The following is a 13,051-nucleotide window of genomic DNA, read 5'->3' on the forward strand; positions in this document are numbered from 1 at the left end:
CAATGAGGACGCTGGATTTTATATCAATCCGTCTCCATGTACACGCAGTTTTGGCCTACACTCTTGCGATGGCCCCCGCTGACACCTTGCGCCGCGCGGGAAACCGGCTTCGCGAGTTCGGACCTTTCGGCAAGACGGAGCCCATCCCTCGGATATTGGTGGTCTCGAACTACGGCAACTTAGGCGGAGGGGCAGCGGCCGTGTTTCGAGACATGGCGCTGGCGCTGAGGGAGAAGCGGCCGGACCTGGACGTGGTCGCCGTCTACCCGTGGAAGGGAAGCCTGGCGGCTGAGTGTGCTCGGCACGGTATCCGCACCAAGATTGCATGGATACCGCCTTGGGCTTTTCTCGAGCGGTGGCGCAGGCCGCGCGCTGAGGCCCTCATTGGCGCGATTCCGCGCGGTGCACTTCTCCTTGTAGGCATCTTGCAAGCAGTGTTTCTACTTATTCGATTGCGTCCCGCGATGGTGGTGAGCAACACAATGCTCATTCCGTCACACGCCGTAGCCGCCAAGCTACTGGGAATTCCCCATTATTGGATGGTCCATGAGTTCGGAAGAGATGACCATCACCTTCGGTTCCTGTTTGGCTACCGCAGAACCATCCTCCTGATCGGACAGCTGTCGGAGGCAGTAATCTGCAATTCACAGGCAGTTGAAAAGGCTCTGCTCGCGGTCGATCCAAAAATGAGATCGCACGTCATCTACCCGGTCGTCGATACTCCCCTTTGCACGCCGCAGGAGCGGCGCCCGGGTGAGCTGATGCGAGCTATATTGATCGGTCGGCTCGCTAAATCCAAGGGGCAACACATTGCAGTTGAGGCTATCGCTATCGCGCGGCAAGCCGGTGTCGACATCGAGTTGGCTCTGATCGGCGCTGGCGACCAAAAGCCAATTCGCGAGCTTGCTCAACGCCTGGGCGTCGAGGACCTCGTGAGCCTTCACGGGCCAACCTCCGACGTTGGACTCTACTGGTCTACCGCCCACGTAGGCCTTATGTGCAGCGAGTGCGAGGCGTTCGGCCTGGTAACGGTGGAGGCGATGAGAGCTGGGTTGCCTGTTTGCGGAACGAATACGGGCGGCACCCCGGAGATCATCGATTCAGGAGTCAACGGACTGCTGAGCCCCGCAGGGGACGCGAATGCACTCGCAGCCAACCTTATGGCGCTCGAGTCAGACGAGGATCTGCGGCGCAAGTTCGCCTCTCGCGCGGCAGATACGACGGAGCGCTTCCGGCGTGAGCATTACGGCGATGAACTCGCCCCCATTCTCGGCCTGGGTTAGGACGGACGCGCGATCGGGGACGTGTGCAGAACCGCCCACCCAGACTAGCGCGCGCCGGCCGAAGTAATGCTTCTCCGCTTAAGACGCGACTTCAAGGAAATCGCGCGCTTCTCGACCAAAAACCAACTCAGCGCGGCTAGCGGCAGGGTGGCGATGGCTGAAACGATCGCGAACGCAATTGGATTCAGAAAAGCAAGCCCACAAATCACCAGCAACTGCTGTACAGGAAATGCGTAAATATAGACGCCGTAAGATAAATCTGTCCGGAGCCTCAAGCGCTCGTTGTGGATGAGAGCACCTGAAACGATGATGGCGTAGGCCAGCGGAATGGCGGCAACAATTCGGTAATTGGGTAACAGGCTCGCCGCGAGGACGACTAACACGCTCACCACTACCAGCGACCATCTGGCGGGAAGGACGTTTCGGAACAGATACAGGAGCGCGCCCGCCAGAAACATGAGAGCGAAACGCGCTGCCAATCCTTCCATGACCAGCTGATTAGTCGCGGCGTCGATGTACTGCCGACCGCCTGGTGGCGTTTCGACGAAGGCGCTGAAGGGGGGCAGTATCGCCGACCAGTACAGCACCAGCACGAACAGCGCAGGAATAAGCCACCGGCGATGTAAGAGTCCTGCTATACCGAGACCAGCAATAGCGATGTAGCACAGCACTTCCCAAGAGAGTGTACCGAGAGAACCGTCCCACACCCCTGACCACGTAACGCCGCGCGGTGTTCCCCCGATATCGGGCTTAACGAACGACACGGCGCTGTTTCGAAGGACGTACTCGAACGGCGCACGCGATAGCAGCAACTTGGCAGCCGAGCCTTTTTGGATGGTCACGGCGATCGGAGCTATGACAAACGCGGTGACGATAAGGCATGCCCATAGTCCAGGAAGGATTCGGAGGCCTCGAGCCAAGAAATAGTCGCGCAACCGAGCGCTTCTGAACCAACTCCACGTGATGAGAAATCCTGAGATTGCGAAAAAGCCGTCAACCCATCCTTCGCTAAGAAGTTGGTGAATCGGCTCGAACGACACGTGGCGGTCGGTGATTGGCCACGCGTGCCACAAAATAACACCGGTCGCTAGCATCAAACGCCACGCATTTAGTGCGTTGCTTCGCGGATCGAATTCTTCTCCGAGTGTTAAACTTGTCGTACGTCTCCGTTTTGGCCAGCGACCGACGATGTCACTGTCGCCAGCGACTTTTGGGTCCGTGTCACCTTCACTGCGTCCGAACACACCTTGAGCCATCGCGGTCCATATCCTTCAACCCCCGTGTGCGTCCAACGAATGGCAAATCGGGAACCTCCCGTCTCCGACTATCCCGCTAGGCAGTGTATCCAACACATGTCTAACAGATCGGGGAGCAGGGAGTCCCGCAAGCACCGCAACACGCGCCTACGCCGCTCAACCAACGCGCTTGGGGCGGGCGAAGTTTTCCAGAAGATCACAAGTGGCCGCTACGCTGTCGGCCGGTTTGGTCAACCGCGGGGCGAGTTCGCGGGCTCGGGCGAGATATTGCGGGGCAAGAATCCTGCGCAGGTCCGCGACAAGCGATTTCTCGGTGGTGGTCGAGAAGCGCCGGGCGGTGCCCACCCTCAATCGTTTGACCGCGGCCCCAAAGAGGGGCTGATCGAAAAACGTCCAGAGGATCAACGTAGGGACTCCGGCGCGCAACCCCGCGGCCGTCGTGCCAGCCCCACCATGGTGCACCACGGCGCGACAGGCGGGAAAAATCTCGGCGTAGTTCGCCGTGTCCACCACCTTGACATGCTCGGAGTGGGGAATGTTGCTGAAGTCAGTTCCGCCGGAGCACAGCAGCGCTCGCTCGCCTAATTTTGCGCAGGCCGTTGCGATCAGGGCGAGCGTGTTTGCGGTAGTCCCGACGGGGATGCTGCCAAAGCCGAAGAAAATCGGCGGCGGTCCGGCGGCAATCCATGCCGCAACCTCATTATCGGCGTCCGTTGGCAACCCCAGCGTCAGCGTGCCGACAAAGGGCCGTTGCCCGTCCCACTTAGCCCATTCGGCTGCCAGCCCCGGAAAGCAGACCTCCTCATAGGCCTGGATTTCCAGAGATCCGCGTTCGGCGATGCGCTGCGGCCAGGGCGACGTCGCCTTGCGGAGACCGAGCTCACGACGCTGTGACTCCTCAACCTCCTTCACCGCACCGCCCCACGACAGCCGCTCGTAACCCTCCATTGCGAAGCGCCCGAAGGGCGCCGGCAGGAACGGCAGTAACTGGCCATTGGCCCGCATCGGGAGGAAATGTAGCGTGGCCAGCGGAAGGTCGTAATACTCCGCGACGTTGGCGGCGAACTGTTCAAAACCGAGGCCGGCAACGATTACGTCGGCCCCGTCCGCCAGCGAAGTCAACGTTGTCGTCGCCTCCTTTGTCCAGCATTGGGCGACGATTTCTGAAACCTTGCGCCCCAGCCTATCCAGATCCCGGATCTTCCAGGGGGTCCGGAAGAAGCACGTCCAGTAGTCGCGCTGCGCTTCTACAAGGCCGCGCGAGTCCAGCCCGTAAGCGACCGCATCAAGCCCAGCAGCCTCGGCGAAACCGACCAGGTTGGGTGGGATAGCAATGCGCACCTCATGCCCCCGGCGCTGCAGCTCACGGCCCACAACGACGGAAGGCTCTACATCGCCACGCATTCCATAACATGCCAGAACACATTTCATCGCAGATCTTGACCTTTCAGTTGACGAGCGCATCAGACAACGTCAGGTGCATCGGACATTATTACCGGTTCTTCGACTGCCGGCTGGGAGTCTGGCTACTGGCTTCGGGCTAATCGTTCGTCGGAAATCCGATCGCATCGGCATTCGTCGGCGACCCCGCGTTGACCTACCTCGCGCATTAGCTGCCACCAGGCCGCCAGTTACGGCATACACGAGCGGCCATTTCCAACATCGCTGAACCAATGGCTGCGAATGATACGATCGCGAATCGCCCGGACCGGGCCAGCTTTGGGCCATCACCCGATTGAGGAGCTCGATTGGCTGACCGCGAACACAACGCGCGGGATCTCGAACGCGTGGTGTGGGACGTAATCGTCGTGGGCACCGGTATGGGGGGCGGGATGCTGGGCCACGCCCTGGCCCGCTCGGGCCGCAGAGTTCTGTTCCTCGAGAAGGGACGCTCGACGCTGCCCGGGACACCGGGAACGATCCGCTCGGCCATGCCCGAACTCGCCGAACCTCGAGCCGCGCGTTCGGCAACGACCTACTACGACGCGTTAGCCCGCGCGGGACGCTGCACCGATGAGATCGAAGACATCAGCCGGCGCTTCCCGCGGCGGTTCGTGCCCTTCATCGGCAGCGGCACCGGCGGGTCCTCGGCCCTCTACGGCATGGTCTGCGAACGATTCTTCGTCGCCGACTTCACCCCCCGGCAAAACTTCCGCGACCCCGGCGAATCCACCGTGCCCGAGGCGTGGCCCATCACCTACGACCAGATGCAACCGTGGTACACCCAAGCCGAGAAACTGCTCGGGGTACGCGGCCAACCCGACCCCCTGAGACCCGAAGCCGCAGACGTCGGCCTGCCCCCCGCCCCGCCGTTCTCGACCGACAACCAGCCGCTGGTCAACTATCTGACCGGTCGCGGACTGCACCCTTACCACCTGCCGATGGCCTGTGACTACACCGACGGTTGCGCCACCTGTCAGGCCTATCTCTGTGAGAAGTCGTGCAAAAATGACGCCGGACGCAACGGCGTGCTGCCCGCCATCACCGTGTACGGCGCGCAGCTGCTGGCCGAGTGCCGGGTCCTGCGCCTTGAGGCCGACCGCACCCAGGTCAAGCAGGTGATCTGCCAGCACCGCGGCGACATGCTTGCCCTGCAGGCCAACGTGGTGGTGCTGGCCGCCGGCGCGCTGGCCACCCCAGTGCTGTTGCTCAACTCCCGCTCCGGCGACTGGCCACGCGGATTGGCCAACGGCTCAGACTGGGTGGGACGCAACCTCATGCGACACCTTATGGATTGGATCGAGGTCTGGCCCCAGTCCGGCTGCAGGATCACGGCCGAAAACAAGGAGATCGGGCTCAACGACTTCTACTTCTGGCAGGGGCAGAAGTACGGCACCGTGCAGTCAGCTGGCACCATGGCCACGCTCGCACCCATAGACATGCTGACGAATCACCCCGGCTGGCAGCCCAAGGCGATGCGCCTGATGCGGCCGGCGGTACGGCCGATCTACGAACGCTTCTTCAACGGTGGACTGGTGCTGGCCGCGATCATGGAAGACCTGCCCTACCCGGACAACCGCGTGCTGCCAAGCGATCGGCCCAGTGAGGATGGCCGCCAGCGACTGCGCCTTCGTTATCGGCTGCACACCAGTGAGGTCCAGCGCCGCGCGGAGTTCTTGCGGCAGGTAAAAGAGGTGCTGAAGCCATTTCGCAACCTCACTCTCCGCACCGGCGAAAGCAACTCGACCCTGGGTCATGTCTGTGGCACCTGCCGTTTTGGAACCGATCCCAAAACCAGCGTGCTCGACCCGCAAAACCGCGCACACGAAGTCGACAACCTCTACGTCGTCGACGCCTCGTTCTTTCCTTCCAGTACCGGTTTGAACCCCAGTTTGACTGTCGCGGCGAACGCTTTGCGGGTGGCCGCTCACGTTAACCAGGTGCATTTCGCCACCTGACAACCATCTTTGATAAATGACGCCGTGGAATCCCTGAACCGGTTTGGCGCATTCGTCGAGACACATAAGATCACTGCGTGGACTTATTCGTGCAAGAATCCGGTCCCGTCGGGGCGCCCGCGATCGTCTTCCTGCATGGCGGGGAATACACCGGCCGGTCCTGGCAGCCCGTGGTCGAGCGAATGCAGCAATACCACTGTCTGGTCCCCGATCTGCCCCATCACGGCAAAAGCCTTCAGCCCACGCCATTCAAGATGAGCGATACGGCTGCTGCGGTGGGGGAACTCATCCGCGCGCGGGTGGATTCTGGCCGGGTACACCTGGTGGGCCTGTCGCTCGGCGCCCAGGTGGGAGCGCAGCTGCTGGCGACTGAGCCAGAACTCGTCGACAGGGCGGTCCTCTGCGGGGCCATCGTCGACGCGATGCCGGTCGTTCGGCTGACAGCTCCTCTCCTGGCGCTCCTCGCATGGGTCTCCCGATCAGTGACCATCCGCAGGAATGCACGCCTGGTGGCGATTCCCTCAGCCAAGGTTGATGACTATCGCGACGATGTGCGTCTCCTGCCGCCCGCCCAGATCGCCCAACTCGTGGCGGCGTCCGGCGGGTTCACGCTTCCGACGGACCTGGACAAATCGGATTCGCCCACGTTGTTTCTGACCGGCTCCCAGGAGATGCGGCTAATCCGCCGCTCGGCGGCAGCGCTCGCGCAGCGAATGCCCAACGGAGTCGACGGGGTCGCAATCGGTATGGACCACGAGTGGCCCCTACGCGATCCGGACCTCTTCGCGCGCACCGTCGACGCCTGGCTGTCCGGCAGGGCCCTGCCGCCCGAGATCGCCCTGTCGAACTCGGGTTATCGGTGACCCCGTGCCTTCTTCTCGGTGCGCACCGGTGAAGCTTCCGGAGCGCCGACGGACGAGAATCAACAGGGTAGTGTTCCGACCGTGTTGAGCTCAGTGCTGCTGGTGCCGACGCTCCTGTTGACGCTCGATCCGTTGCGTCTGGGCCTCATCCTTCTACTGATCACTCGAGCGCGTCCCGTGCAGAGCCTGTTCGCCTATTGGGTCGGCGCCATGACGGCGAGTGTGCCCTACATGTTGGTCCCGCTGATGGTGCTGCACGCCATCCCATCCTTCAGGTCTTTTGCGGATCGCTACGCCAACCCGGCCACCCTCAACAACCCCACCGTCGGGCACATCCAAATGGGCATCGGTGCGCTCGCGCTCTCGATTGCCGCGGTAATGGGGGTCCGCTTCCGCGCGCACCAGCGCGCGTCCTTGGCGATTGCGGGCGCCCCCGCGTCGACGCTCCCGCCGGACGGCGACCAGGATGTGACGAAGAAAAGCGCGGCTCCAAAAGGACGGCTTCGCGCCCGCATCCACACAGCGTGGGAAAACGGATCCACCTGGCCGGCGTTCATGTTCGGCGCCATGTCGGGGCCGCCACCTGTGACGGCCCTACTGGTACTCACCACCGTCATGGCCTCGGGAGCCGCGATTGGTACGCAGATAAGCCTCGCTCTCGCGTGGGTCGTCGGAATGTTCGCGGTGGTCGAGATCATCCTCATCAGCCATTTGGTCGCGCCCGTTAGAACCCAAGCGGCACTGCAATTGCTGCACGACTGGATTTTGGCTCACAAACGCCAAGTGCTGATCGCCATGATCGTCGTGGCAGGCGTCGCGATGCTGGCCTTGGGCATGCGCGGCATCGGAGCCGGTCCCTAGCGAATCAGCCGGCCTCGTCGCAGCGCCCACTCGAGTTGGTAATTGATATCGTGCTGCGCCCGTTGCCCGAATATCAGGCCGGGCTGTCGGATCGGCTGACATTGAGCAATGATGTCGTCGGCGCTGAGTTGAGGACGATTCAGCGGATTAGCGTGCCGTGATTTAGGCAGTTATCGACCGACACTCAGGAGGATTCATTGCGGACGTTAACCGAGATCATGAACACAAACGACTCAGACAAGGGCACCTCGATGGGAGAGGCTCATGGCTACACGCCGGTCTACGAGCGATGGCTGGAGCCCATGCGCAACGACACATTGCGCTTGCTCGAGATCGGCGTGTGCGACCCGCGGATGCCGGGAGCATCGCTGAAGGGTTGGTACGAGTACTTCCCGAAGGCAACCATTTTCGGCTATGACATCAAAGACGCCCACCGTTTCGACAACGACCGGATTACCACATTCGTCGGCGACCAGTCCGACCGCGCAGATCTCGCACGTTTGGTGGAAAACTTCGGCGGCGAGTTCGACATCATCATCGACGACGGCAGCCATAACGCCATGCACCAGCAGGTCAGCTTGGCGTTCCTCTTCCCATACCTGAAGCCCGGCGGACAGTACATCATCGAGGATTTGCACGTGGCGCCGAACACGCAGCACCTCCTCCGAAGCATGCAAACCGGTCTGCCGGGCGAGCGGGCGCCCGGAAGCGGCTTGGGCAAGCGCGTCAGGGCATTCTCCGGCGGCGTCCGCGCCGGCTGGCTCCTGTTCGGGGTTTTCAAATTTTGGCCGCGCAGGCCCTACATCACCGAACAGGAGATCGCACGGATCCACGGCGACACCGAGCGCCTCGATCTCGCCTGCGACGACAAACTCGCCAGGTTTATCAAGCGGCGTCAAGGCTAAGCTCCGAACTCGGCTCAGCCGACACGCCCGGCTCGGGCGAACCTCTCCACAAGATCGGCGGCGGTCGCGACACTTTCGGCGGGTTTGGTCATCCGGGTGGCGAGTTCGCGGGCACGCACGAGATATTCGGGGGCGAGAATAGTGCCAAGGTCCGCTACCAGCGATTTCTGACTCGTGGCCGATAGACGTCGGGCAGTGCCCACCCCCAGTCGTTTGATAGCAGCCCCCCACAGTGGCTGATCGGGCAACGTCCAGAGAATCAACGCGGGAACTCCCGCGCGCAGGACCGCGGCCGTGGTGCCGCCGCCGCCGTGGTGCACGACCGCCCGGCACGCGGGGAAAACGGCCGCATAATTCACCGCGCCGACCACCTTGACGTGCTCGACGGAAGGGACGCCGCTGAAGTCGGTCCCGGCGGCGCACACCAGCGCCCGCTCGCCCAACTGCGCACAGGTCGCGCCGATCATCGCCAGCGTGTCGGCGGCGGACTCGAGCGCGATGCTGCCGAACACGAAGCAGATCGGCGGTGTGCCCGCCGCAATCCAGGACGCGACCTCCTCGTCGGCGTCCGTGGTCAACTCCATCGTGAGCGTGCCGACGAACGGCCGCTGGCTTCCCCATTTCTTCCATTCGGCCGCCAATCCTGGGAAACACACCTCTTCGTAGGCCTGGATCTCCAGGGATCCGCGTTCGGTGATCCGCTGCTGCGCCGGGCCGGTCGCCTTCGGCAGACCGAGCTCGTGGCGTTGCGCGTCCTCGACTTTCTTGGTTACCAGCCAGGACAGCCACCAGAACACCGACATCGCGCCGCGGCTCAATGGTGCCGGCAGAAACGACAGGACTTGGCTTCGCCCCCGCACCGGGAACCAATGCAGTGAGGCCAACGGAATGCGGTGGTACTCGGCGACGTTCGCGGCGGCGACTTCGAAATTCACGCCGATGCAGAGGAGGTCAGCTTCGTCCGTCACCGAGGCAAGCGTGGTACTCACCTCGGTAAAACACTGGGCAAGAGCCGCCGCGAGTTCATTCCGCAGCCTGCGCAGTTCGCGAATCTTCCAAGGGTTGCTGAAGTAACACGTCCAGTATTTACGCGTCAATCCCATGATGGCTTGCGTGTCCGGTCCGCAGGCGACGGCCTCGAGCCCAACAGACTCGGCGAAGCCCACCAAGTCCGGCGGGACCGCCATGCGGACGTCATGCCCCCGACGCGACAGCTCGCGGCCGATCGCCACGCAGGGTTCGACATCGCCACGCCTGCCCCAATTTGCCAGCACAAATTTCATCGCGGATCCGGGCCCTCCACTTGTTGTGTGCGATTTGCCGAATGAAAGCCCCCGCAGGCGGGGAGTATAGCCCGCCTTCCGCGTCATCGCTGATTACCGCCGCCATAGTCGAGGGACGCGTCAAGCCAGACAGACGCGCCAATGAAGTGGAGGAATTCGGTCGTGCGCGAGGGTGCCACGCGTTGGCTCGGGACGCAAAGACCGCTCGTCAGAAACCTCGGGCCCCCGTCGCGATCAGCTCCTGCCGCCGGCGCGGGCGAAATCCTCCGCAAGATCGGCGGCCGCCGCGACGCTGTCGGCGGGCGTCGTCATTCGCGTGGCGAGTTCACGGGCCCGGGCCACGTACTGTGGGGCGAGGATTCGACGCAGATCCGCTACCAGCGATTTCTCGGTGGTGATCGAGAACCGCCTGGCGGTGCCGACCTTCAACCGTTTGACCGCAGCTCCCCATATCCCCTGAACGTCAGCCATCCAAAGGATCAGCGTGGGGACCCCGGCGCGCAGGCCTGCCGCGGTCGTCCCTGCGCCACCGTGGTGCACGACGGCGCGGCAGGCCGGGAAAATCGCCGCGTAATTCACCGCGCCCACAACCTTGACGTGTTCGAAACAGTGGACGTTGCCGAAGTTAGTCCAGCCGGCGCTGACCAGCGCCCGCTCGCCCAACTGCGCGCATGCCGCCGCGATCATTCCAAGCGTCTCGGCCGGAGATTCGACCGGTATGCTGCCAAACCCGAAGAAGATCGGCGGTTTGCCGGCGGCAATCCACTTCGCGACGTCCTCGTCGGCGTCCGTCGCCAACTCCAGTGTCAGCGTGCCGACAAACGGCCGTTGGGGGAGATTGCGCCCATTCCATTTCGCCCATTCGGCTGCCAGCCCCGGAAAGCACACCTCGTCATACGCCTGGATCTCCAGCGATCCCCGTTCGGCGATGCGGCGCGGCGCCGGACCCTTCGCCTTAGGAAGGCTGAGCTCGCGTCTCTGGGCGTCCTCGCCGCTCTTGACCCCGAGCCAAACCAGCCACTCGTATAACGTCATCGCACCCCGGATCAAAGGCGCCGGCAGCGTCGGAACAAGATGTCCGTTGACCCGAATCGGGAACCACAGCAGCGTGGCCAACGCGATGTCGCGAGACTCCGCCACATTGGTGGCGAGCTCTTGGTAGCTCATACCGGTCAGCAACAAATCGGCCCCGTCCGCCAGCGACCTCAGGGTCGTGCTCATCTCAGCCCAACACTGGATGCCGGGCTCCCGAGCTTCGCGAAACAGCCTCTTCGCTTCCTGGATCTTCCATAAGTTGCGGAAGAACCTCGTCCAGAAGTTACGCGTCGCTTCCAGCCACGCTTGCGTATCCGGCCCGTAGGCGGTCGCCGTCAGCCCAACCGACTCGGCAAAGTCAACCAAGTCGGGCGGGACAGCCATGTGCACATAGTGCCCTCGGTGAAGCAGCTCACGGCCTACGGCGACGCCGGGTTCGACGTCGCCGCGAGTTCCATAAAATGCGAGCACGAATTTCATCGCGGATCCGGCCCTTCACTTCCCGTGCGCGTCCTGCGGATTGAAAGCGGAACCGCGCAGTCCCGGCGTAGCCGCCCGGCAGCATAACCCAACGCCCGCCCAATCGCCGGGTCTCAACCTGCAAGCTCTCCCCCGGGTGGGCCATTGGTCACTGATGGACTAAGCCCAAGTCTCGCTTCGCCGGTGAGCGATGGCGCTGACCTTGAGGAAACAGTTGACGACCGATATCGGAACGAGCCGGTAAAATTTGTAGAGGCGGTGAAAATTGTCGAACGCAGTGCGGAAGCCTTGTTCGCTCGACCGATATGACTCGAAAACACGGTCCAGCGTGGTTTGCTCCCAGGGTTCGTCCCGCGCGGCCGCGCTCAGCGCTTCGTAAGCCGCCGGAATCCAGTCCGCACCGAAGGGCCGAGATACCGAGTCACCGTGTCGGTGGTGCCGAAGACCGGATGCAAGGAATTTCTCGATTGCATCCTCACCCCTGGTATCCAGTTCGATCGCGAGCGCCGTGGAAATCCGCTTGATCTCTCGGCGCCAATCGTCCATCAGGTTGGCGTACTCAACGAATACGCGCGGCAAGCCGCGCGTATCCCTCTCGGCCAGCAAGCTGTATTTCAGCCACAGGGCACTCCCCAACTCCGGTGACGTCCCAGCGCTCGCCGTCAACGATTTCACGGACTCCTCGGGGTGGCGCACCGCAATCACGACCATCGGGGCGAATCCGGCCCGGCGTGCCGCCTCAAGCCACAAACCAGACAGCGCTGTGATTTTCGGGTCTTTGATCACCACGAGCGGCGCGGCCGGCAACGCTGCGAAAAATTTCCGTATTTTGGCGATCCAGGCGGCCTTCTCGGCGGCGCTGAACGCATCTTCCTCCTGCAGGCGCAAAGTCGGGTCGAACCCCGCGCTGCCGTGCCGGCGCAGGATTGCTCCGTTGAGATAGACGGCCGCGCGAGGCTCCCAAAATCCGGCAGGATCCCGCGCGGTGGCACCCAACAGCCCAGTCGGGAGCACCGCACCACACAACGAGAGGACCCGCGTCAACGCCGAGGTTCCGGACCGTGCAAACCCCAACACGAACAGCGCGACCGGCCGGTCCCCAGTGCCGAGCTGCCCGGCCAAATCCATGTTCACGAGTCAGCGTCCAATGCCAAGCCCGACAGTGGTATACGCCGCATTGCCATAGCAGGGGTTTCGACACGGAAGCAAGAAGGTCCCCCGGCGTGGTGCGGAACTGGAAGTCGACTCTCGGCCACGACCACACAATAAGGTCAACCTCGGGCGGATCGCTCTGGTTCGAGATAATGGCCCACGTTGAACACTGCATTGGCCTGGGCTCAGCTCAACTGTCCCCAGCGCAGTGCCCGCGTCGTCCCCCGCCGTCGACACCGTCAACGCGACAACCCCGTCCCCGAATCCCCGGCTCGGCCGCAGATGTGAATACATGTCGGTGGGCATACCGGTCCAAAAGAGCACCGGCGCAAAGGCTTTCTTCGCGAATATGTGCGGAATCCCGGGCGGCCGCAGGCGGCTTCGGAAAGGCTGGGCCAAGTGCAAGTGCCTTGGCTAACCTGATGCGATGAATTGGTTCCCTTCATTGAAGGCCGGAGGCTAATCGGTGGCGATCCGGATTCCTCGCGCACGCACAACTGCCGACGGCCACACACCCAACGGCGAAGCGAAGCCG

General features: G+C 62.8%; 10 protein-coding genes. 5 read left to right on the forward strand and 5 right to left on the reverse strand.

Going from position 1 to position 13,051, the window contains the following annotated elements; translation table 11 throughout:
* The first annotated feature begins 68 nt into the window (after positions 1–68).
* The gene (locus G6N48_RS08755) at positions 69–1,283 is read left to right on the forward strand and encodes a glycosyltransferase (RefSeq protein ID WP_161494212.1); all 1,215 of its coding nucleotides are present in this window, start codon (positions 69–71) and stop codon (positions 1,281–1,283) included.
* 44 nt (positions 1,284–1,327) lie between these two features.
* Here G6N48_RS08755 and G6N48_RS08760 read toward each other — a convergent pair whose 3' ends face one another.
* Together G6N48_RS08760 and G6N48_RS08765 are read right to left on the reverse strand one after the other, a co-directional pair.
* Positions 1,328–2,539, reverse strand: a complete 1,212-nt coding sequence (locus G6N48_RS08760; RefSeq protein ID WP_085269535.1) for an acyltransferase family protein — start codon at positions 2,537–2,539, stop codon at positions 1,328–1,330.
* A 156-nt stretch (positions 2,540–2,695) separates the two neighbouring features.
* Entirely contained in the window at positions 2,696–3,970 is a 1,275-nt protein-coding gene (locus tag G6N48_RS08765; RefSeq protein ID WP_085269536.1) for a glycosyltransferase, read from the reverse strand.
* 500 nt (positions 3,971–4,470) lie between these two features.
* Here G6N48_RS08765 and G6N48_RS08770 point away from each other — a divergent pair, with 500 nt between their 5' ends.
* The 4 genes from G6N48_RS08770 to G6N48_RS08785 all read left to right on the forward strand — a co-directional run bounded on the left by G6N48_RS08770 (position 4,471) and on the right by G6N48_RS08785 (position 8,566).
* Positions 4,471–5,937, forward strand: coding sequence for a GMC oxidoreductase (locus tag G6N48_RS08770; protein ID WP_232066576.1), 1,467 nt, complete (start codon positions 4,471–4,473; stop codon positions 5,935–5,937).
* Positions 5,938–6,014: 77 nt separating this feature from the next.
* Positions 6,015–6,800 carry an alpha/beta fold hydrolase gene (locus tag G6N48_RS08775; protein WP_085269538.1) on the forward strand — a complete coding sequence of 262 codons (786 nt, stop codon included), beginning with the start codon at positions 6,015–6,017 and terminating at the stop codon, positions 6,798–6,800.
* Positions 6,801–6,881: 81 nt separating this feature from the next.
* Positions 6,882–7,661: a GAP family protein gene (locus tag G6N48_RS08780; RefSeq protein WP_179969864.1), complete on the forward strand. Its 780-nt coding sequence runs from the start codon at positions 6,882–6,884 to the stop codon at positions 7,659–7,661.
* 218 nt (positions 7,662–7,879) lie between these two features.
* Positions 7,880–8,566, forward strand: a complete 687-nt coding sequence (locus G6N48_RS08785; protein ID WP_139825801.1) for a hypothetical protein — start codon at positions 7,880–7,882, stop codon at positions 8,564–8,566.
* Positions 8,567–8,580: 14 nt separating this feature from the next.
* Here the strand turns inward: G6N48_RS08785 and G6N48_RS08790 are convergent, their stop codons facing one another.
* From G6N48_RS08790 to G6N48_RS08800, 3 genes are all read right to left on the reverse strand, one after another.
* Positions 8,581–9,849, reverse strand: a complete 1,269-nt coding sequence (locus tag G6N48_RS08790) for a glycosyltransferase (RefSeq protein ID WP_085269540.1) — start codon at positions 9,847–9,849, stop codon at positions 8,581–8,583.
* A 234-nt stretch (positions 9,850–10,083) separates the two neighbouring features.
* A complete protein-coding gene (locus tag G6N48_RS08795; protein WP_085269541.1) occupies positions 10,084–11,364 on the reverse strand; it encodes a glycosyltransferase in 1,281 nt (426 codons plus the stop codon).
* Between the two features lie 159 nt (positions 11,365–11,523).
* Positions 11,524–12,492 carry a sulfotransferase family protein gene (locus tag G6N48_RS08800; RefSeq protein WP_232066577.1) on the reverse strand — a complete coding sequence of 323 codons (969 nt, stop codon included), beginning with the start codon at positions 12,490–12,492 and terminating at the stop codon, positions 11,524–11,526.
* Between the last annotated feature and the right edge of the window lie 559 nt (positions 12,493–13,051).

It is taken from the genome of Mycobacterium parmense (genome assembly GCF_010730575.1).
GTDB lineage: Bacteria > Actinomycetota > Actinomycetes > Mycobacteriales > Mycobacteriaceae > Mycobacterium > Mycobacterium parmense.

Excerpts from the sequence above, each read along its gene's own strand:
- G6N48_RS08760 (WP_085269535.1), bottom strand. The coding sequence starts at position 2,539 with ATGGCTCAAGGTGTGTTCGGACGCAGTGAAGGTGACACGGACCCAAAA.
- G6N48_RS08785 (WP_139825801.1), top strand. The coding sequence starts at position 7,880 with ATGAACACAAACGACTCAGACAAGGGCACCTCGATGGGAGAGGCTCAT.
- G6N48_RS08800 (WP_232066577.1), bottom strand. The coding sequence starts at position 12,492 with ATGGATTTGGCCGGGCAGCTCGGCACTGGGGACCGGCCGGTCGCGCTG.
- G6N48_RS08765 (WP_085269536.1), bottom strand. The coding sequence starts at position 3,970 with ATGAAATGTGTTCTGGCATGTTATGGAATGCGTGGCGATGTAGAGCCT.
- G6N48_RS08795 (WP_085269541.1), bottom strand. The coding sequence starts at position 11,364 with ATGAAATTCGTGCTCGCATTTTATGGAACTCGCGGCGACGTCGAACCC.
- G6N48_RS08755 (WP_161494212.1), top strand. The coding sequence starts at position 69 with ATGGCCCCCGCTGACACCTTGCGCCGCGCGGGAAACCGGCTTCGCGAG.
- G6N48_RS08790 (WP_085269540.1), bottom strand. The coding sequence starts at position 9,849 with ATGAAATTTGTGCTGGCAAATTGGGGCAGGCGTGGCGATGTCGAACCC.
- G6N48_RS08770 (WP_232066576.1), top strand. The coding sequence starts at position 4,471 with ATGCCCGAACTCGCCGAACCTCGAGCCGCGCGTTCGGCAACGACCTAC.